Here is a 23,678-nt window from a genome sequence, read left to right on the forward strand (position 1 = left end):
TGCTCTGTCGTTTTACTTTTAAAAAAGTGCTTGCTGGTGGGCTTCTTTTTCGCCAGTAAATGGGTTTAATGCTTTGTGATTATAACCAAGGTCCTTACAAAACTGCCTGGCTAATAAAGGTGCTTCTCGGTTATCTGCCGTATGAAAAAACACATAAGGCGTTTTTCCTTCATCAAGCCATTGTTTTACTTTACTCAGCCACGGTTTATAAAAGGGTTTATAGTCGTTTTCTAAGTCAGCTATTACAAAGCGCGCCATGGGCTCTGAGCCAGTAGCTATTGCATGTACCGGTAAGTGGGGCTTTTTTTGCTGTGCATCTATTAGCGCTTCGGTTGTTGGTTTTACCGCAAATAGGGCGCGAGTATCCATCGATATACGATTTATGTTGTTTGCCATTAATAACTGATTAAGCGCTATTTCGGCTTCGCCCTTTTGAAAAAACGCAGTATGACGTACCTCTACACCGTAATTAACCTCTTTTGGTAATAGGCTAATAAATTGTGCGAGTTTGGGTAAGTCACCAGGACCAAATGCTTTAGGTAATTGCAGCATGATTTGCCCGGTTTTTTCTAAAATAGGGGAGAACAAGTTAAGCCAATCAGTGAGCTCGGTTTGAACATTAGTTAGGTGCAGCTCGTGGCTAAAGCGACGATTAAACTTAAACGTAAATTTAAAATCGTCGGGTACGCTGTTTGCCCAGCGCAATACGGTGCTTGGCGCAGGATCAGCGTAAAAGCTGGTATTGCCTTCAACAGAGTTAAAGTGTTGTGCGTATTGACTAAGCATATCGGCGCTTTTACATTGGCTTGAAAATAAATTGCCTTTCCATGCATTACTCGACCACTGCGGGCATCCAATATATAACATACAAACTAGCGCCTTATTATAAAGTGGCAATAGTGTAGCAAATAACAAAACAAGCTGCTGTAAATTCAGGGGCAAAAGCCGTACACGGCTAGGGCGTGTTGAGCTTTGTGGATTGAAATTTGTTCAATCTAGGGGCGATTTAATCGCGGCGCGAGGTTTGTAACCTAGTGGGCTAAGTAAAAACCGAGTAACAAAGAGTTAATCGTCCCTAGAAAGAACCCAAAGGGCAGCGCATGTTTGGCATTTATGCTGCGTTATCGCCTATTTATGGGGAGTAACCACACTACATAGGCTCTGCCTTGCCTAAAAGCCAAACCGTCTGCTGCAAATTCAACCACCAACGTTCAACGCGCCCTAGCATCTTAATGTTAGTTGAGTATAATGCAGGGCTTAATTTGATTATTTTTAGATTGCTAGCGGCTTTATTTGTATTGTGGTGACCTGTTTTTTAAATCACACGCCTTAAAACAAATAAATATAACCGTTTAAGCCTTTTATCTGACAGGAAAACTATGCGCTCTATATATTGCGGACAGCTAAATAAAACTCACATAGATCAAGAAGTTGAACTATGTGGCTGGATCAACAAACGACGTGACCTTGGTGGACTTATCTTTGTCGATTTACGCGATAGAGAAGGTTTAGTACAAGTTGTATTCGACTCTGACATTGAAGAGTTAATGAGTTCAGCTAACACACTTCGCCAAGAATTTTGTGTTCAGCTAAAAGGTACTGTACGTGCACGCCCTGAAAGCCAAGTAAATAAAGATATGGCAACAGGTGAAATTGAAGTTTTAGGTACTGAGCTTACAATTATTAACCGCTCTGAACCGCTACCACTTGATTTTAACCAAGTAAACTCAGAAGAGCGTCGTTTAAAATACCGTTACTTAGACCTACGTCGTCTAGAAATGAGTGACCGTATTAAATTACGTGCTAAAGCAAGCAGCTTTGTTCGTCGCTTTTTAGATGAAAATGGCTTTTTAGACATCGAAACACCTGTACTTACTAAAGCAACGCCAGAAGGCGCACGCGATTACTTAGTGCCAAGCCGCGTTCATAAAGGTAGTTTTTACGCTTTACCACAGTCTCCACAGTTATTTAAGCAATTGTTGATGATGTCGGGTTTTGACCGTTACTACCAAATTGTTAAATGTTTCCGTGATGAAGATTTACGTGCCGATCGTCAACCAGAATTTACCCAAATAGATATAGAAACCTCGTTCATGAGCTCTGATCAAGTACGTGGTATGACTGAAAAAATGATCCGCGAGATGTGGCAAACATTGTTAAACGTTGATTTAGGCGATTTTCCAATCATGCCTTACAGCGAGGCAATGAGCCTTTACGGTTCTGATAAACCAGATTTGCGTAACCCAATGAAATTGGTTGATGTTGCAGATTTAGTTAAAGACGTAGAGTTTAATGTTTTCTCAGGTCCGGCTAACGACGAAAAAGGTCGCGTTGCTGTGTTAACTGTACCGGGTGGCGCTAAGCTTTCTCGTAAACAACTTGACGATTACACTAAGTTTATTGGTATTTACGGCGCTAAAGGTATGGCGTGGATGAAAGTAAATGACCACACTGCAGGCGCTGAAGGTGTTCAATCACCAGTGGCTAAGTTTTTAAGCGAAGACGTAATTACTAAATTACTTGAGCGTACTAATGCACAGTCTGGCGATATCATTTTATTTGGTGCCGATAAGCGCAACACAGTAAATGAAGCAATGGGCGCACTGCGCGTTAAGATTGGTGTTGACTTAGAAATCACTAACCTTAATAGTTGGGCACCACTTTGGGTTGTAGACTTCCCAATGTTTGAAGAAGATGACGAAGGCACATTACATGCTGTGCATCATCCATTCACTGCACCAAAAGATATTACTGCAAGTGAGCTTGAAGCAAACCCTGCTGCGGCTATTTCAGATGCCTACGACATGGTATTGAACGGCTACGAAGTGGGTGGCGGTTCGGTACGTATTCATAATGCAGATATGCAAGAAACTGCATTTAGAATTTTAGGTATTAACGAGCAAGAGCAACAAGACAAGTTTGGCTTTTTACTTGATGCACTTAAATACGGCACACCACCACATGCAGGTTTAGCATTTGGTCTTGACCGTTTAGCAATGCTTTTATGTGGTACCGATAACATTCGTGACGTTATTGCTTTCCCTAAAACAACACAAGCGTCGTGTTTATTAACCAACGCGCCAAGCAAACCTAACCTTGACTCGTTAGCTGAACTTGCAATAAGTGTTGTAGAAAAAGCGATACCTAACGAAGAGTAATCTTTGTTTCGCTTTTTTGAGCTAAATTTAAAAACCCTTAAGTTATATGCTTGAGGGTTTTTTTATGGTTAAATTTGCTGCAGAGTGTATTTTAAACGAACAGATGAAAAGGAATTATTATGTCGATCAATGCAACCTTATTTGGTGAGTTTTTAGTTTTTATTATTGTGCTGTGTATTCCTATTTTTGCTGTAATTAGCTATAAAATAGGTAAGCGTAAAAGTACTATGCCGGGTGTTTTAGCTTTTGTGGGTGGCTGTTTAGCGCTATTTCCACTATTTGCTTTGATTTTTATTGCAGTGCTTGCGCTTAAAAAAGATTTACCTAAAAGTAATGGCTACACGGGTTAAATTTAATAGGTGAATTGTGTTGTTAAGTAACAATAACCAGTATTTTGATGAGCAATTTAATGCTTTGCAGTACGCAGAGCAGCTAACTGAAAACTCTGAGTTTGAAGAATGTATATTTATCGATTGCGACTTTTCAGGCGGGCAGTTTAAAAATTGCCGATTTATAGAATGTAGTTTTAAAAACTGTAATTTATCGTCACTAAAATGGAACTACAGCTCGCTTGAAAATGTAAGTTTTAGCCACTGTAAATTAAATAGTTTGCAATGGGCTGATGTAGATTGGCCAGCGCTTAGTATTAACGCACCGGTGAGTTTTAATTATTGCGAGCTCAGTAATAGTTCTTTTTTTGAATTAACCCTCAAAGCCCTCAAACTAACACACTGCTTTGCCAAAAATGTTGATTTTAGACACGCTGATTTAAGCGGTAGTGAATTTACAGGAACAGATTTTCGCGATAGTGAGTTTTTTCAAACTAACTTAACAAAATGTGATTTTGTAGGTGCTACAGCGTTTAATATAGATTTGAATAATAATATTTTAGCGAATGCTAAGTTTGATCGCTTCGAAGCACTTAATTTGCTTACCAGCCTTAATATAGAATTGTGTGATTAATTTAGTTTAATATGATTACATATCTAGAAGCGACAGCTTGGCTGGGCTTCTAGATACTGCGTGACTGGGTAATTAACGGCTTGGGCCATTTTTATTACGTGCACTGGCAAGCTGTCTTGCGATTTCTAATAACGCAGGTGAAATATCTTCAGCGCCATCTTTAATTAGTTTTGTAACGTCACCTGACGAAAACAAACCGTCACGCGGTGATTTAATACCTAACTCACGAACAAAATCCTTCGTTTTACCTGTGCTGCCTGTTTCAATAAACTTAAAAATAATACGTTCATTGTTGTTTTTAGCAGGTGCTTTTAGTGTTTCGATTTCGTCATGTATTGCAGTTAATTTGTCTTCTAGGATTTCTATACGTTCTTGAATGCTATTGTATGATTTCATTTATTGGATCTTTTACTAAATATATTTAAACAATGGCGGCTATTATCGCATAGTTTGACAATAGAGAATGCAAAGCTATAAAGTAAAAGTTATTTTTAATTAAAAACAATAATTTATATAAATTTAAATATGCAAAAAACACTTAAAAAGCTTTTTATATTAAGCGCACTAGCTCTAAGTACATCAGTTATAAGCACATCAGTAATAGGCGCAACAAGCTATGCAAACGATGGCGTTATAACTGATGAAAGCCGCAATCGCACTATTCCTATCAATATTACATTACCAAGTAACAATGCTAAGTGTACAGCTCAAGTAAAATGCTCTGTAGCGTTTATTAATGCGGGCTACGGGATTAGCCATAACGAATACACGTTTGCTAGTAATGTGTTTAATCAGCGTGGATACTTAACAGTAGCCGTTGCACATAAATTAAAAACCGACCCTGACCTTAATCGTGAGCAGCCTTACTTAACAACACGTATGGAAAATTGGCACCGTGGCGTAGTAACGCTTAAGTTTTTAGTTAATGAGCTATCGAGTAAATACCCAGCGTACGACTTTACAAAACTCACCTTATTTGGGCATTCTAATGGCGGTGATATTTCCGCATTATATGGCTCTATTTATCCAAACGAAGTTAGCACTATTATTACGCTCGATCATCGCCGCATGTTGATCCCGCGCAATAAAAACATTCGCGTACTTACACTTCGCGGTAGTGATTACCCAGCTGATGCGAATGTGTTGTTAAACGATTCAGAGCTGGATGCGTTTCCTGTTACACAAACACTAATAGAAAAATCGCGCCATAACGATATGTACGATGGTGGACCAAAATGGCTGGTGGATAGAATGAGTAAAGAAGTAGGGGCGTTTTTAGATACTAATAAGCTTTAGGAACGAGTAACAATGGAATTATATGAGCAAGTAGGCCGTAAATTTGTAACTGGCATTTATACTTGTGATCTCAAAGGTTCAATTTGGACAGAAGCTTTTAAATTTATATTAAGATCATATGACGAGTTACATATTAAAAAAGATAAAGTTCATCTTATTTGGACTGAGAACGGAGGGCAATTAAGGCGTAAGCTTTCAAATGATAAACTCTTACTCAGTGTCTTAAAGTTGACTCTTCCAAAATACACCGGGAAAGCATTGGTACTATATCGTGGTGAGTGCCAATTTTTATATGATCAAAATAAGATTGGTTTCTGTTGGACTCCTTTGCAAAGTGTTGCAGAGATGTTTGGTAGTGGTCTAAACGCAATTGAATCAGGAGGTGTTCTCTTAAAAGCTTATGCCTCAGAGTCCGCAATTCTCTCATCACCGAATAAGCACAGTACTGAGCAGATGGAAGAATTTGAGTATACGTGTGATCCTACAGCTTTGGTTAATATTGAAGCTATACAATTTTTTAATAAATTTTAATCAATCTTATATTTAAAAGCATAGCGCAGTGTTAGCTGCGCTATATTAATTTTATGGTAGTTACTCTACCAGTTCACTTACAATAACCGGGTTGTTATGCAGTGTTTTATGTACAGGGCATTTGTCGGCTATTTCGAGTAAACGCTGGCGCTGTGGCTCAGTTAAGTCGCCACGTAAGGTGATTTTACGGGTAATTGCTTCAAGATTACCTGTTTGCTCACAATCGTCGCAATCTTTGTTGTAATCGCGAGTGTGATCAAGCTCTACTTTTACATGCTCCAGTGGTAAGTTTTTACGTGTAGCGTACATGCGTAGTGTCATTGCTGTACAGGCACCAAGCCCCGCTAATAAGTGATGATACGGATCAGGACCTAAGTTTTTACCACCTACTTTTATTGGCTCATCTGCAAGCCAAGTATGATCTTTTGTACTTACGTGCTGAGTAAATACATGGTCTTTTTCTTCAACGAGTACATTGCCACCCGTTAAACTTGCCGTGTATTTAGTTTTGTCGTACTTAACATAACGGTTTGCCCACGTTGCAATTATTTGTGCTGCGTAGTCGGCATCGTTTTTATTTGTTAAAAGGTGATCAGCGTTATCTAGGCTAATAAAGCTTTTAGGGTGCTTAGCTGATGCATAAATTTTTTCAGCTTCACTAATATTTACCGTCGCATCAATAGGGGAGTGCATTACTAATAATGCGCGCTTAAGTTTACTTATGTGGCTTTTATCGTACTTGGCTATATCGTCAATAAATTGCTTTTTAATGGTAAATTCACGGCCGGCTAAGTTTACTTTAGCTTCACCTGCTGCGTTAATTTCATCAAGGTGTGCTTCAAAGTTATGCGCTACGTGCTGCGCATCTGACGGTGCACCAATGGTTGTAATAGCCGATACTTCAGGAATATGCTCCGCAGCAGCAAGAACGGCAGCCCCGCCTAAACTGTGGCCAATGAGTAGTTGCGGCGCCGCAAAATGCTCACGTAAATGATTTGCCGCAGATACTAAATCTTGAATGTTTGATGAAAAGTTACTGTTAGCAAAGTCGCCATCGCTATTACCTAAACCGGTAAAGTCGAAACGTAGTACGGCAATGCCTTGTTGTGTTAAAGCTCGGCTAATACGAGTGGCTGCTGCAATGTCTTTACCGCAGGTAAAGCAGTGTGCAAATAGCGCGTAAAACTTAACGTCACCAGAGGGAAGTTCAAGTTGGCCGGCAAGTTCTAAATCGCCGCTTTTAAAAGATACTTTTTGTCGCATGGGGAGCCTTATTTACACAAATAAAATATATTATATTAGTAGACCATATATAAGTACTAAACCTTGCAAATTCAACGTTTTTTTATAAGTTGATCTTGATCAAGCCAAGTGGCGGTGACTATGCTTTGCGGACATATGTCCTTATGTTTTTGAGGTCATTTGTCTATCCTCGCATAGCGCTATAATGAAGGCTTTGCTACTTTATATAAGTAATTTAGCACTATTAAAAGCAACTCACTTCACACAACCTATTCACTGGAACGTACAATGCAATTACCTACTGTTGATTATAAAGCTCCCGATGCGGCTGCACAATTTGTTGAATCGTTAAGAAATACTGGATTTGGCGTTTTAAAAAACCACCCAATCCCACAGTCTTTAGTTGAGTCTATTTACAAAAATTGGCAAGACTTTTTTAACTCAGAGCAAAAGCACGACTTTTTATTCTCTAAAGAAACTCAAGACGGTTACTTTCCGCCTTCAGTATCAGAAGTAGCGAAAGGCTTTACAATAAAAGACATTAAAGAGTACTTCCATGTGTATCCTAAAGGTCGCGTTCCTGCAGAGCTTGAAGCTGATGTACGTGAATACTACCGTTTAGCAAGTGAATTTGCTGGTACATTGTTGAGCTGGGTTCAGGCTGAAGCACCAGCTGATGTGCGTGCTAAGTTTTCGATTGATTTAAAAGACATGATTGCCGATTCTGAGCAAACATTGTTACGTATCCTACATTACCCACCAATGACGGGTGATGAAGAGCCAGGTGCTATTCGTGCAGCTGCTCATGGTGATATTAATTTATTGACTGTGTTACCAGCATCTAACGAGCCTGGTTTACAAGTTCAAAAAACAGATGGCGGTTGGTTAGACGTGCCATGTGATTTTGGCAGCTTAATTATTAATATCGGCGACATGCTACAAGAAGCGTCGGGCGGGTATTTCCCATCGACAATTCACCGTGTAATTAACCCAACGGGTAAAGCATCTACTAAATCGCGTATTTCACTACCGTTATTTTTACACCCGCACCCAGATGTTGTGCTTTCAGAGCGCTACACGGCAGATAGCTACTTGCAAGAGCGTTTACGCGAGTTAGGTGTTAAGTAACTCTTATACATAGAGTAATTAAGTATAAATAAAAAACGGCTTATGGCCGTTTTTTGCATTTTTAAGCAACTTGATCACAGGTTTAATTTTAATAAACTATGCTCAATTGCCTGCAACGAAAATAATGGCATGCATTCTTAGCTACTACAGGTATAATGCGCGCAACTGGCTAACGTAGCCTAATTTAAAAGAGAGTTTATATGAGTTTTGAAGGTTTAGGTTTATCACAGTCTTTGGTTAATGCGGTTTTAGAGAAGGGCTATGAAACGCCAACGCCGATTCAGGCTCAAGCAATTCCTGCAATTATTGAACGTCGTGATGTTATGGCAGCAGCGCAAACAGGTACAGGTAAAACAGCAGGTTTTACATTACCACTTATTGAGCGTTTGTCGTCAGGCCCTAAAGCTAAAAGTAACCACGTACGTGCACTTATTTTAACGCCTACGCGTGAGCTTGCTTTGCAAGTAAGCGAAAACGTTGAAGAGTACGCTAAGCATTCGGATGTGAGCTCATTTGTAGTTTACGGTGGCGTTAAAATTAACCCACAAATGCAGCGCCTTCGTAAAGGTGTTGATATTTTAGTAGCAACGCCGGGTCGTTTAATTGATTTACATAATCAAAATGCAGTTAAATTTGATAGTGTTGAAGTGCTTGTACTCGATGAAGCTGACCGCATGTTAGACATGGGCTTTATTCATGACATTAAGCGCTTAATTGCTAAAATGCCTGCTAAACGTCAAAACTTGATGTTTTCGGCTACATTTTCTGACGAAATTCGTGCATTAGCAAAAGGGTTAATTAATGACCCTGTTGAAATTTCAGTTGCTGCAAAAAATACTACTGCAAAAAGTGTTACTCAGTGTGTTTATGCGGTAGATAAAACACGTAAAACAGCATTGCTAAGCCACTTGATTCGCACTAACGATTGGCAACAAGTATTAGTGTTTAGCCGCACAAAGCACGGTGCTAACCGCTTAGTTAAACAACTAGAGCGCGATGACATTGTAGGCGCGGCTATCCATGGTAATAAATCACAAGGCGCACGTGTTAAAGCACTTGATGGTTTTAAAAGTGGTGAAGTACGCGTACTAGTAGCAACAGACATTGTTGCACGTGGTTTAGACATTGTTGAATTACCGCATGTTGTTAACTACGACTTACCAAATGTATATGAAGATTACGTTCACCGTATTGGCCGTACAGGCCGTGCCGGTGCGTCGGGTCATGCGATTTCGTTTGTAACAACAGAAGATGCTGTTGATTTATACGGTATTGAGCGCTTTATTGGTGAGCTTATCCCACGTGCTGAAGAAGATGGTTTTGAGCCTATTAACCCAGTAGCAGAGCGCGCATTAGATGCTCGCCCACTGCCGTCTAAAAAGCCTAAGAAAAAGCAGCCTTTTAATAAGCCTAAATCTGATAGCAGCAAGCCTAACAGTAAAAAGCCGAACAATGGTGGTAATGGTACCGGCCCTCGTCGTGGTGGTTCTAAAAAGCCAGCAGCTAAAACAGATGATAATGCGCAAAACCCATGGGCAAAGCGTGAATCTGTTGGCGGTAGTGGCCAACGCCGTCGTCGCACAAATAACGATTAATGATCATATTGGCGTTTAATTAATTTAGAACTTGGTTAAAGGCTGATACAAAAAACGCGCTCTCTTCTTTTGAATAAATAGAAGCAGCGCGTTTTTTATTGCCTGTAATTTGTACTTACTGTATTGCCTACCTGATTAAATAGTTAATACCCAAGCCGAAAAATAAAGTAACACTTACGCTAAGTAGTGTGCCGAGCATAACGTACTCGGTAAGTTTTTTATCTTTGCTTGCACTTAAATCGCCAAACCTAAATACTGACTTTGCCGCAAGTAAAAAGCCAAGCCCTGCAAATTGGTCAAGCAATATAAAGCTCAGCATAAGTACGCGCTCAAGCATACCTATGCTTTGCCCTGCAAGTGGTAAGCTACCAGTACTTGAAAAGTTACTTGTTAAACGCTCTAACATCATTCTTATAAATACGGCGCTAGGACTTAAAATAATTAAATAACCGCATACCACCCACAGTATTTTGGGATCAGTGAGCATATTATTAATTGCTGTCATAAAGCTATTGTTATCAGTTAGCCAAATACTGAGCGCAATAATAACGAGTATGTGCGCTATTTGATCAAGTAAAAAAGGCACCACGCCTTTATTAGAATACGATTTAGCTATATCAATAAAGTAATGGCTCAACATAATGCTCGCCGTGGCAATTAAAACACTGCTTAGTTGTTGCCACCCGAATGTGTATTCCCACACGGTAATAATGAGTGCACTTGTTACACCATGCACAAGTACATGAAAATAAAGCTTACTGGCTTTAAAGTGACGGGTGTTTCTGTCGTTTACCCAGCTCATAGGTTGCCAGTAAAAATCAGCGAGTAAGTGGCCAATAATAAGCGCGACCAGTAAAAGTGAAAACGTCATTATTCACCTCCTTTAATTATATTTTTTATAACGTGTTGTGTGTGCTTAATAAAGCGCTCTATAAGTTGGTAGTGCGCTAAATTTAGTAGTTTTGTTACATTTTCGCGACTTGTTTTAAGCTCTTTAGCCAGTGCCGCGTGGCTGTTGTCTGATGATGTTAAATAGACATACAGGGCATTTGCTTGTTTTTGCGTGATTTTAGTGAGTAATACGTCGGCAAAGGCTAAATTAAGATTTAAGCTTTCATCAAGCTGCTGCTCATTAATATTAAAAACAAAGCGTTGATTACCTATTTTATCAAGGCCTTGCCCCGAAAGGGTAAAAGCAGAACCGGTTGCTGTTTTTATATCGCTGCGTGGGTTATCTATTTGCCCAAGTGCCAAGCTTTGCCGTAGCTCATAACCTGACGATTTAAGGTGTAAATATACAAGTATGGCATTTTTAAAAAGGAGCTCAGGATTATTAACTTGTAACTGAAAGGCATCGCCTCGGTATATATTCCAAAGTGTTTGCTCCCCCGAAATGTTTCGCAAACTTTGCTCTAGTTGATAAAGCATGGCATCGTATTGCTGCTTAGGGATTGTTTGCGATTTAATAATATCGCCGCTGATCACACCAATCATAAAAATCTCAAAATAGTTACTTTTTAATATGTAACCAATATTGGTTACATAAGGGTATGTAACTAATTTAGGTTACTTAAATATAAATTGCAAGGTACACTTATTTTATAACGTTACTTTTATTGCTATTAATCCTCACTAGGACACTAAATGACTTTACAAAACGAGCAGCAAAGCACGAAACCACGCGTAGGTATTTTTGTTGATGTGCAAAATATTTATTACACGTGCCGCGAGAGTTACGGAAAAAACTTTGACTACAATGCGTTTTGGCGGGTAATGCAGGCGCAATACAATATTGAGTGTGCTTTTGCGTACGCTATTTATCGAGGTGATGAAAAGCAAAATCAGTTTCAAAATATTTTGCGTGCGATTGGTTTTGACGTAAAGCTAAAGCCATTTATTCAACGCCGTGATGGAAGTGCTAAAGGCGATTGGGATGTAGGTATAACAATAGACATGTTAGAGCAGGGTAAAAGCCTTGATAAGGTTATTTTGCTCTCTGGCGATGGTGACTTTGCTTTGTTACTTGGGCATTTAAAAAATCAATATAATGTACCGTGCGATGTATACGGTGCTGACCGGTTAACCGCTGAGGTATTAAAACAAAGCGCAGAGCAATTTCATTTAATTGATAATACTTTGCTACTTTAACAGTAAAAAATAGTTAAAAAAGTGCAAGCTAAGTGCCTGCAACATGAGAGATTTTAATACAAAGCCGTAATAGATGAATTAAGCCTTATATAGGCTTTTTTTATTACTGTAATCAATTGGGTTTGCTAAATGATTATGGTAATTTTAAAGCATAACGAGTTACCAAGGACTTACATGCTTCATTATAGCAACATGCCACTAGATAGAGGCTCAAATTTTCGTAAAGACCCATCGTGGCTTAAAGCGCAAATGTCGGCGCAAAGTAAATGGGTTTTAGTTAAAAATAATCAAACCCTATTTATTAAAGATACCCCTAAAGTAAGCTATTTAACGTATCAACAAGTGGCGCATTTAGATTTAACGAGTGCTATTTTTGTTGGTTTAAATAATGCTAAACATGGTGTGTTTGCATTGGATGTATCTGATCTGGATGAAAGCGTACTTACGCCTTTAATAGAGGGCGCTCAGTTTTTTGATATTCGCCAATATGGGCCTCAAGTAACCATTAAATATGCCTCAATAGCCGCCCTTGCGAGAGGGTTATGTTATTGGCATGCCACGCACCGTTTTTGTGGGCGCTGCGGTAGTAAAAACCGTTCAGTGGAAGCCGGGCACTCTAGAGTGTGTGAAAACGAAAACTGTAAGCATCCTACATTCCCGCGCACCGATCCTGCGGTAATTATGGTGGTTACTAAAGTCTTTGCTGACGGAGTAGAACGCTGTTTATTAGGTCGCCAAGCCGCGTGGCCTATTGGTATGTATTCGTCGCTTGCTGGATTTGTAGACCCAGGGGAGACACTGGAACAAGCTGTTGCGCGTGAAGTTAAAGAAGAAGCAGGTATAGAGGTTGATAACGTACGTTATGTTGCATCTCAGCCATGGCCGTTCCCATCGTCCATTATGCTTGGTTTTTTTGCAGAGGCGACATCTGAGGAAATTAACGTAGATAAAGAAGAGCTAGACGATGCAAAATGGTTTAGTCGTGAAGACTTAGAGCAATTTGGTAATTGGCACGAAGAAGGGGAGCATTTAAAGCTGCCTAGAACCGACTCTATTTCTCGTTATTTAATTGAGCATTGGCGCACAAACCCTTAAGGATTAACAATGTCGAGTAAAAGTAATAAAAACACTCAGCTGGTATCATCAGGGCGCAAAAAAGCCTATACACATGGCGTAGTAAATCCCGTTGTACAGCGTGCATCTACCATTGTATTTGATACTGTAGCAGATTTAAAAGAAGCTGCTAAAACCCGTGGCGATAAAACGTTATTTTATGGGCGCCGGGGCACAACAACACACTTTGCACTACAAGAAGCGATTACAGAACTTGAAGGCGGCGAAGGCTGTGCACTATACCCTTGTGGCGCAGCGGCGATTAGCCAAGTATTTTTATCGTTTTTAAAAACCGGTGATCATATTTTAATGGTTGATAACGTGTACGAACCAACTCGCGATTTTTGCGATAAAATTTTAGTGGGGCTGGGCATTACAACAACCTACTACCCGCCAACCATTGGCGCAGGTATTAAAGACTACATTCAGCCAAATACCAAAGTATTGTTTTTAGAATCCCCAGGTTCTATTACGATGGAAGTGCAAGATGTGCCTGCTATGGTAAAAGTAGCCAATGAGCATAGCGTAATGACCATACTTGATAATACCTACGGCAACGGTTTGCATTATCGTCCGCTAGAGCACGGTGTTGATATTAGTATTCAGGCTGCAACGAAGTATATTGTCGGCCATTCAGACGTGATGATGGGTGTGGCTGTTGCTAATAAAAAGTACTGGCCAACCTTGCGCGAAAACTCGTACTTACTAGGGCAATGTACCAGTGCCGATGATGCGTATTTAGCGCTTAGAGGCCTTCGTACAATGGGTGTGCGTTTAAATCAACATGAAAAAGCAGCAATAGAAGTAGCTAAATGGCTTGAACAACATGAGCTTGTTGATCATATTCGCCACCCTGCATTTGAAACCTGCCCAGGGCATGAGTTTTTTAAACGTGACTTTGATGGCAGTAATGGGTTGTTTTCATTTGTGATGAAAACTGGTAATCAAAAAGCGATTGATGCATTTTTAGATAGCCTTGAGCATATTAAAATGGGCTTTTCGTGGGGCGGTTTTGAAAGTTTAGTAACCGCTAATTTAACTATGAAAGGGCTGCGTTCAAATACAGGTTGGGATTTAGGCCCGGTTATTCGCTTGCATATTGGTCTTGAAGATGTTGAAGATTTAATTAGCGATTTAAGCCAAGCACTTGAGGTTTATAAGCAGCATTTATAATTTATATCGCAATTTATGCTGTTACATTTAAATGTATTGTTACAAAGCTCACCATAGGTGGGCTTTTTTTTGCTGGTAATTCAAGGTGTTTACACTTAGTGTGGATAAATACACAGAAAATAAAAAGTCATTAAGGATAGTCAATGGCAACACCATTACCGATAAACGTAGGGCGATTAACGCAAATAGCGGGATTTGAGCTTGTACGTATGTTTTTAACTAAACGTGGACTTATTGCATTAGCTGCCTTTGCATTGGTGTGGCTAATAATACTGCGCTACCCAATAGGACAAGCAGTAGGCATTGTAAGTGCGCCCGATTTTGAGCAAATAGCCCGTGATATATCAGGTTCTATTGGTTTAAGTAAGTTATTAGATTGGCCTGAGGCCGAATTTGCTATGTACTGGTTAATAGCCCTGTATAGCTTTCCCGTTTTTGGTTTATTTATTTGTAGCGATCAAACAGTAGGCGACAGAGAGCGCGGCACACTGAGGTTTTTATCACTGCGCTCCACTCGCTTTGAAATACTGTTTGGCCGTTTTTTAGGGCAGCTAGCAGTATTAGCCTGCTTAGTGGGCATTACTCTTGTGGCTACGCTCGCTGTACTAGGGTTTAGAGATCCAAGTTTACTGGCTGGTGGTTTTGCCCGTGCGCTTTCTATATTTTTAATATTAGTGATTACTCTGTGCCCATTTGTAGCACTTATGACGTTAATAAATACCTTTGCTCGCTCATCGCGTTTATCTATTGTATTGGCAATTTTATATTTTGCAGCAGGCGGTATTGTTGTGGGGATATTGCAATGGCAAATACCCGCATTAGGCTTGCTTGATTATTTATTTCCGGGTGTGCAAATAGAGTTATTAGCGGGGCAAAATTTACCATTATTAAGCGCTGTGGCTATTCCCCTTGTGCAAACAGCGGTGTTACTAAGCGTTGCTCAACGTATTTTTGCAAGGAGCTCACTATGAGACCATTAATTACAGCCAGCGGTTTGAGTAAATCGTATGGTGCAAAACTTGCGCTTAATAATGTGGACTTTGAGATTAATAAAGGTGCGCCAGTGGCGCTTGTTGGGCCAAATGGTGCGGGTAAAACCACCTTATTTAGTTTGTTGTGCGGCTATATAGCGCCAAGTAAAGGCAGCCTTGAAATATTAGGGCATAAGCCAGGGAGCGCTGCTTTATTTAATAAAGTAAGTGCATTACCACAAGATGCACAACTTGACCCTCGTTTTAATATAGATAAGCAACTCGCCTTTTATGCAAAACTGCAAGGTATGGGTGCTAAGCAAAGCCAAACTGAGGCGCTACGTGTACTTGACTTGGTTGGCTTAAAAGAAATTGCAAAGCAGCGTGCGGGGGACTTATCGCACGGTATGCGCAAGCGCGTTACGATAGCGCAAGCACTTATTGGCGCGCCACAAATTGTAATGCTTGATGAAGCAACCGCAGGGCTTGATCCGATTCATGCCAGAGAAGTACGTGAGCTAGTATCTGAATTAAGTGAGCAGGCTACATTTATTTTAAGCTCTCACGATTTAACTGAGCTTGAGCGACTATGCTCACAGGTACTTCATTTAGATAAAGGCGTACTAAGCGAGCATCAAACAAAAACAAATAATACCGATAAACACTTTTATACATTAATGCTAAGCGAAGCTTATCAAAATGTTGAGCAACAGCTTCAAGCAATTGCAGGGGTGAGCCGGGTGTATATGAGCCAACATAAAGAATATGTTGTTGAGTATCAGCCAACGAGCGATCCACTTGATATTGCACTACTGAATTTTTGTCATCAGCAACACTGGCAGTACAGGCAGTTAGTTAATGGTCACACATTAGAGAATCAAATATTTAAACAGGAGAAAGTATAATGGGTTTACTTAGCGGACTTATGGGTAATGCAAGCGAAGTTGACGATTCTGATTTAGAGAAAATCCTCGCCAATACATTAATTGACGGCGAGCAAGTAGAAAAAGCATATAAAGTAGTACGTGATATGTTTATTTTTACTAATAAGCGCTTAATCTTAATTGATAAGCAAGGTATGACCGGCTCTAAAATGGAAATGGTGAGTATTGCTTACTCTAAAATTACCAAGTTTAGTAAAGAAAGTGCAGGCCATTTTGACTTAGATGCCGAGCTAAAAATATGGGTTGGCTCAGATCCAACACCAATTAGTAAAGAGTTTAAGTCTGGCGATAATATTAACGATGTTTATCGTATTATTAGCCAACACGCGCTTTAAGCTGCGGTACATGTTTTAAGTAGTTGTTGACTAGATGTTGCAACTACTTTAATTTTACAGTTTACAACACTTCCTTACAATTAACTTAATAAATACAACTGGTTAGTTAAGTTTTCATTCAGTTTCCTAACGTTAGCATGTGCCTCGACTTTAGCAATACAGCTAGAGCATAAAAAGCAATGTACATAGGGAAGTCTTACAATGAAAAAATTAGCAGTTATTATTTCGAGCATTTTATTATCTAGCACTGCGGCTGCTGCAGACAGCTACAATTCAATTAGTAACCTAAGCTATAAAAATAGCGATAACAACGACACCGTTGCTGTAGATTCTATTTACTACTTATCTCCTAAAAAAACTTTAGGTCCGTACGATCAGTTTGAATACATCAATAAACAAACTAACGTATATGGTGGCTACGCTGATGACGACTTTGGCGATTTAACATCAGTTGGTGGTGAATACTTCATTAATGAATTTGTTGTTGGCGCATCTTACGAAAACCTCGACCCAGATTCAGGTTCTAACAGTGAGCTTTATAAACTGACGGGTGGTTACTTTTTCAACCCTGATTTACTTGCAAAAGTAACACTAGTTGAAAACAAAGACGGCGATGATTACGCATTATTTGATTTAGCTTACAACTACATGCTAAACAGCACTGATTACGTAGGTGTTACACTTACATCAGACGACGATTTTGATTACCGTGCAGTAGCTGCTAAATACTTTATTGATTTACAGCAAGGTAACTATCTTACTTTTGAAGGTAAATACGAAAGCATTGATGATGCCCAAAACCAATGGGTAGCAGAAACTAACTACTACTTCTCAAAAGCAACATCTGTATTTGCTAACTACAATAAGCAAGATACTTATAGCTTTGGTGCTCAACACTTTATCAATAAAAATATTGGTGTAAAGGTGGGTTACGAAAACAACGCTGATGATTCTGATAACGATGCGTACTTTGCTAACATGCGTTTTCAGTTTTAATTAAGTCCCGTACTTAGTTAATACAAAAGTAATATTAAAAAGCCCGCTAAATTTAGCGGGCTTTGTCGTTTTTAAACGTTTGAGCTTTTAACTATAAACTTTTACCAGCCATTATTAGGGCCTTTATTATACTCATCTAAATAACTCCTTTAAGTTATAAATAGAGTCGCCATGAATGGCTAAATTGTTATTAAGGTCATTAAGTGCAGTCGATGATAATAGCTATAAAATAGTAAGTATTGGAGTTTTTTTTGCTAGTAAACAATGGTTATTGGAAAAAAACAGATAAAAATATGCACTGATACAAACCTATTTTTCATTATAAATACAGAAATAATGAATTAAACAGAGTAATTTTTTGAGAAATTAGAAAAATTTAGTGAGAGGAAATTATATTGATGAGATTTATCGAATAATTAAGTTGTGTTCAATTTAGCGACAGTTTGTACCGCATTTGTTACTTTTTAAATTTAAATGATGACATGATATTGTCTTGTAGATTTGGCAGATACTTTGTATTTACATTTACGTATAAATTATTACAATTCCACTGAGTTTAATCTGACCTTTTATTCAGTTTTTGTTCATTTTTTTGGCGTTAGGATGCGCCCCGACTTTGGCTAGACAGCTGAGGCATAAAAAGTAATATTTATAGGGAATTTAAAATGAAAAAATTAGCCGTTATCATTTCGAGCATTTTATTATCAAGTGCTGCAACCACTGCAATAGCCGCAGATACTTACCAATCAATCAGCCATGTAGGATATGTGGACGTAGATGGTGATGACACAGTAAGTGTTGACTCAACATATTATTTTTCTCCAAAAGCGACTTTAGGTCCTTACGATCAATTTGAATACATCAATAAGCAAACAAATGTTTATGGTGCATACAGTGATAATGATCTTGGAGATGTTACTAGCATTGGCGGTGAGTATTTTGTAGAAGATTTTGTATTAGGTGCACAGTACAATAATTTCGATAGTGATTTTGGCTCAAGCACGGATGTAATTGAACTTTCAGCTGGTTACTTCTTTAACCCAAACCTTGTATTAAAAGCAACGTTTGTAGATTTCGAAGATGCTGACAATCAGTTTGTGTTTGACTTAGCATATAACCATCAGTTAAACAGCACTGATTATATCGGCTTTACAGTAACAGCAGATGATGAGTTTGATTACCGTGCAGTAGCAGCTAAGTACTTTGTTGATTTACAGCAAGGTAACTACTTGACTGTTGAAGGTAAGTTTGAAGATGTTGATGGCGGTTCAAGTAACTGGGAATTAGCATCTAACTACTATTTCAGCAAAGCAACATCGGTGTTTGTTACAGTTAATAAAAATGATGACTACACTCTTGGTGGCCAACACTTTTTCAACAACAATGTTGGTTTAAAAGCAGGTTACGGCAATAACTGGGATGATTCTGATTATGATGCTTACTTTGCAAATGTAAGCTTACAGTTCTAATTTAACAGAAAATTAGAATATGAATAAAAAGCCCGCTCATTTGAGCGGGCTTTTTGTTCAGCGCTATTTACCAGCCGCAGTTGCGGCCTTCGTTTTGTTTATCTAAATATGTTTGTAATGGTGCAAAGTAATCGAGCATTGCTGTTGCATCCATTTGCGGCTTACCTGTTACAGTTTCAAGCGCCTCTTGCCAAGGGCGAGACGAACCCATTTCAAGCATAGCGTTTAGCTTATCCCCTGCTTCTTTTGAGTTATAAATAGAGCAGCGATGAATGGCTTTATCGTTACCGGCAATTTCACATAAGCTGCGATGAAACTCAAATTGCAAAATATGCGCTAAAAAGTAACGTGTATAAGGCGTGTTACCCGGAACGTGGTACTTAGCACCCGGATCAAAATCATTTTCGCTACGTGCGATAGGAGCTTGCACTCCTTGGTATTTTTCACGTAGTTCCCACCATGCTTTATTGTAATTTTCCGGTGCTACTTCCCCTGAAAATACCTGCCAGCGCCACTGATCAACCATTAAGCTAAACGGCACAAAGGCGACTTTATCAAGTGCCATTTTCATTAATAAACCAATATCTTTAGATTCATCAGGTACTTGTTCAAGTAAGCCGATTTCTTTTAAGTAACCCGGTGTAACCGATAAGGCAATGGTGTCACCAATGGCTTCATGAAAACCATCGTTTGCACTTTCTTGATAAAATAAAGGCTGCTTATTATATGCGCGTTGATAAAAGTTATGACCTAATTCATGGTGAATAACTGAAAACTCTTCGCCTGTGCGCTGAATACACATTTTAATGCGTAAATCGTCTTTGCTATCGATATTCCATGCTGATGCATGACACTGCACATCTCTGTCTTTTGGTTTTACAAACAGTGAACGCTCGTAAAATGTCTCTGGTAGTGCGTCAAAACCCATTGAGGTAAAAAAGTTTTCAGCCCCTTTTACCATTTTAAGTTCGTCGTAATTATTTTGAGCTAATAACTCGGTTACGTCGTAACCCGGATCGGCGTTTTCTGGTGCAACTACATCGTAAATATTACCCCATGCTTGCGCCCACATATTACCAAGTAAGTGCGCTGGTATTGGCTGATCTTGAGGTACTTTGTCGGTGCCGTACTTTTCACCTAACTTTGCGCGAACATGACAGTGTAGCGAGTTATACAGTGGTTTAACTTGGCCCCAAATACGGTCAAGCTCGGTGGTGAAGTCATCAGCAGGCATATCGTATTTACTGCGCCACATAGCGCCCGTATCGGCATAACCAAGCTCCTTTGCACCTTCGTTGGTCAGCACTACTTGTTGCTCGTAAAGTGAGCGCATTGGTTTTGATATTTGACGCCAGCCTTGCCATAAATCAAGTAGTTCGTTGTAATCTCGGCTGGTGGCCATTTTTGAAGTCATGTCGCCAAGGCTTAAACAGGTGCCGTCTTCTTTACAGTATTCACCTTTACCGTATAGCCCGCCAAGCTCTGCGACAATTTGTGAAAGTTGTGCTGTTTTATCAGCGTCTTGTGGGGCAGGAAGTGTAAGTGCTAGTTTTAGTTTATCAAGCTTACGGCGAGCATCGTAATCAAGCTCTAGTTCGTCGTATTTTGCAGCTTCATTTGCTAAACGCACGACTGTTTCGGTCATTTTACGGTTAACTTCAGCCGATAGAGCCGACGTATCATGAGTAATAAAGTTTGCGTAAATCCATTCTGCACGGCTCGATTCTAAATAAAGTGCACTTAGTTCTTTTTCTGTGTTTGTTATAAATGTATTTGCATCTTTAGCTGTTACAGCTTTTTTAGTGTGTGCTGAATTGGTAGTGTCTATCGTTACTTGCGCATCGCAGGCTGTTAAAGCAAGAGTACTTGCTACCATTAAGGCGCTCATACTTAGTTTAAATCGAAAGGGGGTCATGCTATTCCTTTAATTTATTGTTATTAAAACGTTGATAATAGCAGTGATGTTTAAAACAATAAAATGAATGCGTTAAGGCTCACGACTCGTCGTGCAATGATTGTATTTAAATTAAGATGGGTCATAATTAAGTTACTATTTTCATTCAATGTGTAAGGAATGTGCGCATGTTAATATTTATAATATTGCTGGTCGTGGTGGTGGTTATTTTTGCGGTTAAAGATATTCGCCTAAACTTGATTAGTCGTCCTACGTTTAAAATGTTCAAAAAGGTGCTTCCGCCATTATCGCAAACAGAGCGAGAGGCGATGGAAGCAGGTGATGTTTGGTGGGATGGTGAGTTATTTAGTGGTAACCCAGACTGGCAAAAACTGCACCGCTTTCCTAAACCAGAGCTTAGCGATAAAGAAAACGCATTTATGGCTAACCAAGTAGAAACCTTATTGGCGATGCTTGATGATTATCAAATTGTACAAAAAGACAAAGACTTACCAAAAGAAGTGTGGGATTACCTAAAAACAGAAGGTTTTTTTGCGCTGATCATTCCTGAAAAATTTGGCGGTCGTGAGTTCTCGGCAATTGCTAATTCAACGATAGTATCAAAAATTTCGACTAAAAGCTTAACAGCCGCAGTCACTGTTATGGTGCCTAATAGCTTAGGTCCGGGCGAGTTACTTCTTCACTATGGTACTAAAGAGCAGCAAGATCGTTGGCTGCCAAGTTTAGCTAATGGTACAGATGTTCCTTGTTTTGCATTAACGGGACCTGAGGCGGGCTCTGATGCTGGCAGCATTCCTGATTCGGGCGTGGTGTGTATGGGTGAGCACAATGGCGAGCAAGTAATGGGCCTGCGTTTAAATTGGTCAAAGCGTTACATTACACTTGCACCCGTGGCTACTGTACTCGGCTTAGCATTTAAAATGTATGACCCTGATGCTTTATTAGGTGATAAGAAAGAGCTAGGCATTACATGTGCTCTAATACCAACCGATCATCCGGGTGTCGAAACGGGTGAGCGTCATTATCCGCTTAATATGGCCTTCATGAATGGTACGACTTACGGTAAAGATGTATTTATACCACTGGACTGGATCATTGGTGGTCAAGAGTGTGCAGGGCGTGGCTGGAGAATGCTTGTTGAGTGTTTAAGTGCAGGGCGTGGTATATCACTACCAGCATTAAGTGCAGCAACTGGACATTTAGCTTCAAAAATGACATCGGCATATGCCATGGTACGCCAGCAGTTTGGTGTATCTATAGGGCAATTTGAAGGCGTGCAAGAGGCACTTGCGCGTATTGGTGGTTTAACTTACACACTTGAGTCATGCAGATTAATGACCGCAGGTGCGATTGATTTAAAATTAAGCCCGTCGGTTGTAACAGCGATTGCTAAATACCATATGACTGAAATGGGTCGTACGGTAATGAATGATGCAATGGATATTCATTCAGGTAAAGGAATTCAAGTAGGGCCTAATAACTATTTGGCGCATGGCTATATGGGTATTCCAGTATCAATTACGGTTGAAGGCGCAAATATTTTAACGCGTAACTTAATGATATTTGGCCAAGGTGCAACACGCTGTCATCCATTTGTTTTAAAAGAAATGGAAGCCGCTGCAATGGAAGATGACGACGCAGCACTTGAACAATTTGATGGTTTATTAATGAACCATATAATATTTGCAGCAAGTAATGCAGGTATGGCATTTGTGCATGGCTTAACACGTAGTTATTTTGCTAAAGCGCCTGTAGGTGGTGAAACGGCTGTTTATTATAAGCAACTGAGCAGAATGAGCCGAGGCTTAGCTATTTGCACAGACGTGGCTATGTTAATGCTTGGCGGTGAGCTTAAACGAAAAGAAATGATATCGGCACGTTTGGGTGATGTATTAAGTCATTTGTACTTAGCATCAACTGTTTTAAAACGTTATGAAGACGAAGGGCGCCAACAAGCTGATTTACCATTTGTAAAATATGCTATTGAGAACTCATTATTTGAAATTGGCCAAGCGTTTAATGGCTTCTTTAAAAACTTTTCAAATCCGGTTGTTAATTTTACCCTTAAACGTATCGTCTTCCCGCTTGGAAATCATTACCACAGACCAAGTGATGAAATTGCACAAAGTATTTGTGAGCGTATGACTCAACCGGGTGTATTTAGAAACCGCTTAACGCATTTATGTTATGTAGATGAAAATGCAGGTACAGGGGTCATGGAAAGCGCATTTTTAGCTATGCATGATATGCAGGCGCAGTTTAAAGATCTAAAACAATGGCAGCGTAAGGGCAGTGTGCCTGCAACGCTTGATATTGAAGGTGCTATAAATTATGCGCTTGAAAATAAGTTGTTAGAGCAAACGGATGCTGATGCAATGCATCACGCTAATAAGTTACGAAAGAAAGCCATTGCAGTTGATAATTTTCAACCAGGTGAGCTGTAGCGCAGTATTTTAAATACTAGGGCGTGTTGACCTTTCGTGGTTGAATTTGCAGCAGACTGTTTGGTTTTTAGGCAAGGCAGAGCCTATGTAGTGTGGTTATTCCCCATAAATAGGCGATAACGCAGCATAAATGCCAAACATGCGCTGCCCTTTGGGTTCTTTCTAGGGACGATTAACTCTTTGTTGCTCGGTTTTTACTTAGCCCACTAGGTTACAAACCTCGCGCCGCGATTAAATCGCCCCTAGATTGAACAAAT

General features: G+C 39.6%; 22 protein-coding genes. 16 read left to right on the top strand and 6 right to left on the bottom strand.

From position 1 onward, the window contains the following. Nucleotides 1-18: 18 nt before the first annotated feature. Nucleotides 19-867 (bottom strand): DUF72 domain-containing protein, encoded by an 849-nt coding sequence (locus GQR38_RS12095; protein WP_165722926.1) that lies wholly within the window; start codon nucleotides 865-867, stop codon nucleotides 19-21. A 512-nt stretch (nucleotides 868-1,379) separates the two neighbouring features. Between GQR38_RS12095 and aspS the strand changes: the two genes are divergently transcribed. The 3 genes from aspS to GQR38_RS12110 all read left to right on the top strand — a co-directional run bounded on the left by aspS (nucleotide 1,380) and on the right by GQR38_RS12110 (nucleotide 4,121). Next, nucleotides 1,380-3,158 carry an aspartate--tRNA ligase gene (gene aspS, locus GQR38_RS12100; RefSeq protein WP_165722925.1) on the top strand — a complete coding sequence of 593 codons (1,779 nt, stop codon included), beginning with the start codon at nucleotides 1,380-1,382 and terminating at the stop codon, nucleotides 3,156-3,158. A 119-nt stretch (nucleotides 3,159-3,277) separates the two neighbouring features. Next, nucleotides 3,278-3,508, top strand: a complete 231-nt coding sequence (locus GQR38_RS12105; RefSeq protein ID WP_007586979.1) for a hypothetical protein — start codon at nucleotides 3,278-3,280, stop codon at nucleotides 3,506-3,508. 16 nt (nucleotides 3,509-3,524) lie between these two features. Continuing rightward, nucleotides 3,525-4,121 (top strand): pentapeptide repeat-containing protein, encoded by a 597-nt coding sequence (locus GQR38_RS12110; protein ID WP_101163162.1) that lies wholly within the window; start codon nucleotides 3,525-3,527, stop codon nucleotides 4,119-4,121. Between the two features lie 72 nt (nucleotides 4,122-4,193). On the opposite strand, the gene GQR38_RS12115 is transcribed toward GQR38_RS12110, so the two are convergent. Next, a complete protein-coding gene (locus GQR38_RS12115; RefSeq protein ID WP_010555318.1) occupies nucleotides 4,194-4,517 on the bottom strand; it encodes a hypothetical protein in 324 nt (107 codons plus the stop codon). 129 nt (nucleotides 4,518-4,646) lie between these two features. On the opposite strand from GQR38_RS12115, the gene GQR38_RS12120 reads away from it, so the two are divergent. Beyond that, nucleotides 4,647-5,417, top strand: coding sequence for an alpha/beta hydrolase (locus tag GQR38_RS12120; protein WP_165722924.1), 771 nt, complete (start codon nucleotides 4,647-4,649; stop codon nucleotides 5,415-5,417). 12 nt (nucleotides 5,418-5,429) lie between these two features. After that, entirely contained in the window at nucleotides 5,430-5,948 is a 519-nt protein-coding gene (locus tag GQR38_RS12125) for a hypothetical protein (RefSeq protein ID WP_165722923.1), read from the top strand. A 60-nt stretch (nucleotides 5,949-6,008) separates the two neighbouring features. Here the strand turns inward: GQR38_RS12125 and GQR38_RS12130 are convergent, their stop codons facing one another. Continuing rightward, nucleotides 6,009-7,211 (bottom strand): bifunctional alpha/beta hydrolase/OsmC family protein, encoded by a 1,203-nt coding sequence (locus GQR38_RS12130; RefSeq protein ID WP_007586983.1) that lies wholly within the window; start codon nucleotides 7,209-7,211, stop codon nucleotides 6,009-6,011. Nucleotides 7,212-7,478: 267 nt separating this feature from the next. Between GQR38_RS12130 and GQR38_RS12135 the strand changes: the two genes are divergently transcribed. Both GQR38_RS12135 and GQR38_RS12140 read left to right on the top strand, forming a co-directional pair. Then, nucleotides 7,479-8,318 carry an isopenicillin N synthase family oxygenase gene (locus tag GQR38_RS12135; protein WP_165722922.1) on the top strand — a complete coding sequence of 280 codons (840 nt, stop codon included), beginning with the start codon at nucleotides 7,479-7,481 and terminating at the stop codon, nucleotides 8,316-8,318. A 200-nt stretch (nucleotides 8,319-8,518) separates the two neighbouring features. Then, nucleotides 8,519-9,913, top strand: coding sequence for a DEAD/DEAH box helicase (locus GQR38_RS12140; protein WP_007586988.1), 1,395 nt, complete (start codon nucleotides 8,519-8,521; stop codon nucleotides 9,911-9,913). Between the two features lie 127 nt (nucleotides 9,914-10,040). Here GQR38_RS12140 and GQR38_RS12145 read toward each other — a convergent pair whose 3' ends face one another. Further along, nucleotides 10,041-10,784 carry a DUF3307 domain-containing protein gene (locus tag GQR38_RS12145; RefSeq protein ID WP_165722921.1) on the bottom strand — a complete coding sequence of 248 codons (744 nt, stop codon included), beginning with the start codon at nucleotides 10,782-10,784 and terminating at the stop codon, nucleotides 10,041-10,043. Continuing rightward, a complete protein-coding gene (locus GQR38_RS12150) occupies nucleotides 10,784-11,407 on the bottom strand; it encodes a hypothetical protein (RefSeq protein ID WP_010555313.1) in 624 nt (207 codons plus the stop codon). The genes GQR38_RS12145 and GQR38_RS12150 overlap by 1 nt, the downstream gene beginning before the upstream one ends. A gap of 150 nt (nucleotides 11,408-11,557) precedes the next feature. On the opposite strand from GQR38_RS12150, the gene GQR38_RS12155 reads away from it, so the two are divergent. The 8 genes from GQR38_RS12155 (at nucleotide 11,558) to GQR38_RS12190 (ending at nucleotide 19,062) form a co-directional block, all read left to right on the top strand. Next, nucleotides 11,558-12,061 (top strand): NYN domain-containing protein, encoded by a 504-nt coding sequence (locus GQR38_RS12155; protein WP_007586991.1) that lies wholly within the window; start codon nucleotides 11,558-11,560, stop codon nucleotides 12,059-12,061. A gap of 174 nt (nucleotides 12,062-12,235) precedes the next feature. Continuing rightward, nucleotides 12,236-13,156: an NAD(+) diphosphatase gene (nudC, locus tag GQR38_RS12160; RefSeq protein ID WP_165722920.1), complete on the top strand. Its 921-nt coding sequence runs from the start codon at nucleotides 12,236-12,238 to the stop codon at nucleotides 13,154-13,156. Between the two features lie 9 nt (nucleotides 13,157-13,165). Then, nucleotides 13,166-14,347 (top strand): cystathionine beta-lyase, encoded by a 1,182-nt coding sequence (locus GQR38_RS12165; protein ID WP_024608065.1) that lies wholly within the window; start codon nucleotides 13,166-13,168, stop codon nucleotides 14,345-14,347. 143 nt (nucleotides 14,348-14,490) lie between these two features. Beyond that, nucleotides 14,491-15,318, top strand: a complete 828-nt coding sequence (locus GQR38_RS12170) for an ABC transporter permease subunit (protein ID WP_024599820.1) — start codon at nucleotides 14,491-14,493, stop codon at nucleotides 15,316-15,318. Further along, a complete protein-coding gene (locus GQR38_RS12175) occupies nucleotides 15,315-16,223 on the top strand; it encodes an ABC transporter ATP-binding protein (RefSeq protein WP_007377980.1) in 909 nt (302 codons plus the stop codon). Before GQR38_RS12170 ends, GQR38_RS12175 begins: the two co-directional genes overlap by 4 nt. Then, nucleotides 16,223-16,597, top strand: coding sequence for a PH domain-containing protein (locus GQR38_RS12180; protein ID WP_007377979.1), 375 nt, complete (start codon nucleotides 16,223-16,225; stop codon nucleotides 16,595-16,597). The genes GQR38_RS12175 and GQR38_RS12180 overlap by 1 nt, the downstream gene beginning before the upstream one ends. Before the next feature lie 201 nt (nucleotides 16,598-16,798). Next, nucleotides 16,799-17,593: a putative porin gene (locus tag GQR38_RS12185; protein ID WP_024591302.1), complete on the top strand. Its 795-nt coding sequence runs from the start codon at nucleotides 16,799-16,801 to the stop codon at nucleotides 17,591-17,593. Nucleotides 17,594-18,258: 665 nt separating this feature from the next. After that, nucleotides 18,259-19,062 (top strand): putative porin, encoded by an 804-nt coding sequence (locus tag GQR38_RS12190; protein WP_165722919.1) that lies wholly within the window; start codon nucleotides 18,259-18,261, stop codon nucleotides 19,060-19,062. Between the two features lie 67 nt (nucleotides 19,063-19,129). On the opposite strand, the gene GQR38_RS12195 is transcribed toward GQR38_RS12190, so the two are convergent. Then, entirely contained in the window at nucleotides 19,130-20,977 is a 1,848-nt protein-coding gene (locus GQR38_RS12195) for a M2 family metallopeptidase (protein ID WP_165722918.1), read from the bottom strand. Between the two features lie 167 nt (nucleotides 20,978-21,144). Between GQR38_RS12195 and GQR38_RS12200 the strand changes: the two genes are divergently transcribed. Continuing rightward, nucleotides 21,145-23,421, top strand: coding sequence for an acyl-CoA dehydrogenase (locus tag GQR38_RS12200; protein ID WP_010555304.1), 2,277 nt, complete (start codon nucleotides 21,145-21,147; stop codon nucleotides 23,419-23,421). Nucleotides 23,422-23,678: the final 257 nt, after the last annotated feature.

Origin of the sequence: Pseudoalteromonas sp. c7(2019), from assembly GCF_011378625.1 — a bacterium.
GTDB lineage: Bacteria > Pseudomonadota > Gammaproteobacteria > Enterobacterales > Alteromonadaceae > Pseudoalteromonas > Pseudoalteromonas arctica.

Coding starts and splice junctions, on each gene's coding strand:
- GQR38_RS12115 (WP_010555318.1), bottom strand. CDS start 4,517: ATGAAATCATACAATAGCATTCAAGAACGTATAGAAATCCTAGAAGAC.
- nudC (WP_165722920.1), top strand. CDS start 12,236: ATGCTTCATTATAGCAACATGCCACTAGATAGAGGCTCAAATTTTCGT.
- GQR38_RS12105 (WP_007586979.1), top strand. CDS start 3,278: ATGTCGATCAATGCAACCTTATTTGGTGAGTTTTTAGTTTTTATTATT.
- GQR38_RS12175 (WP_007377980.1), top strand. CDS start 15,315: ATGAGACCATTAATTACAGCCAGCGGTTTGAGTAAATCGTATGGTGCA.
- GQR38_RS12165 (WP_024608065.1), top strand. CDS start 13,166: ATGTCGAGTAAAAGTAATAAAAACACTCAGCTGGTATCATCAGGGCGC.
- GQR38_RS12200 (WP_010555304.1), top strand. CDS start 21,145: ATGTTAATATTTATAATATTGCTGGTCGTGGTGGTGGTTATTTTTGCG.
- GQR38_RS12190 (WP_165722919.1), top strand. CDS start 18,259: ATGAAAAAATTAGCCGTTATCATTTCGAGCATTTTATTATCAAGTGCT.
- GQR38_RS12140 (WP_007586988.1), top strand. CDS start 8,519: ATGAGTTTTGAAGGTTTAGGTTTATCACAGTCTTTGGTTAATGCGGTT.
- GQR38_RS12170 (WP_024599820.1), top strand. CDS start 14,491: ATGGCAACACCATTACCGATAAACGTAGGGCGATTAACGCAAATAGCG.
- GQR38_RS12185 (WP_024591302.1), top strand. CDS start 16,799: ATGAAAAAATTAGCAGTTATTATTTCGAGCATTTTATTATCTAGCACT.
- GQR38_RS12135 (WP_165722922.1), top strand. CDS start 7,479: ATGCAATTACCTACTGTTGATTATAAAGCTCCCGATGCGGCTGCACAA.
- GQR38_RS12155 (WP_007586991.1), top strand. CDS start 11,558: ATGACTTTACAAAACGAGCAGCAAAGCACGAAACCACGCGTAGGTATT.
- GQR38_RS12195 (WP_165722918.1), bottom strand. CDS start 20,977: ATGACCCCCTTTCGATTTAAACTAAGTATGAGCGCCTTAATGGTAGCA.
- GQR38_RS12130 (WP_007586983.1), bottom strand. CDS start 7,211: ATGCGACAAAAAGTATCTTTTAAAAGCGGCGATTTAGAACTTGCCGGC.
- GQR38_RS12095 (WP_165722926.1), bottom strand. CDS start 867: ATGTTATATATTGGATGCCCGCAGTGGTCGAGTAATGCATGGAAAGGC.
- GQR38_RS12145 (WP_165722921.1), bottom strand. CDS start 10,784: ATGACGTTTTCACTTTTACTGGTCGCGCTTATTATTGGCCACTTACTC.
- GQR38_RS12125 (WP_165722923.1), top strand. CDS start 5,430: ATGGAATTATATGAGCAAGTAGGCCGTAAATTTGTAACTGGCATTTAT.
- GQR38_RS12150 (WP_010555313.1), bottom strand. CDS start 11,407: ATGATTGGTGTGATCAGCGGCGATATTATTAAATCGCAAACAATCCCT.
- GQR38_RS12180 (WP_007377979.1), top strand. CDS start 16,223: ATGGGTTTACTTAGCGGACTTATGGGTAATGCAAGCGAAGTTGACGAT.
- aspS (WP_165722925.1), top strand. CDS start 1,380: ATGCGCTCTATATATTGCGGACAGCTAAATAAAACTCACATAGATCAA.
- GQR38_RS12120 (WP_165722924.1), top strand. CDS start 4,647: ATGCAAAAAACACTTAAAAAGCTTTTTATATTAAGCGCACTAGCTCTA.